1 pseudogene is annotated in these 233 nt (G+C 63.5%); it reads right to left on the bottom strand.

Annotation, left to right across the window (positions count from 1 at the left end):
• Window positions 1–233, bottom strand: a pseudogene (locus FQ664_RS27050) (prolyl oligopeptidase family serine peptidase); the annotation flags it as partial.

Below are 233 nucleotides of genomic sequence, written 5' to 3'. Positions count from 1 at the left end.
CGTACACGCCGCCCTTCTCCAGCCAGGCGCGGCCCATGCCGCCCGAGTACGACGGGGTCAGCGAAATCTCGAACCCACCGTAGCCGTACAGCAGGGTCGGATTGGAACCGTCGAGCTTCATCGCCTTGTCGTGCACCACGAAGTACGGCACGCGGGTACCGTCCTTGCTGGTAGCGAAGTGCTGCTCGATCACTTTGCCGTCGGCATCGAAGAACGCCGGCATGGTCTTGAGC

The sequence above is a fragment of the Pseudomonas persica genome, assembly GCF_900291015.1.
In the GTDB taxonomy this organism is placed as follows: domain Bacteria; phylum Pseudomonadota; class Gammaproteobacteria; order Pseudomonadales; family Pseudomonadaceae; genus Aquipseudomonas.
This window is presented reverse-complemented; position numbering and strand designations above follow the sequence as displayed.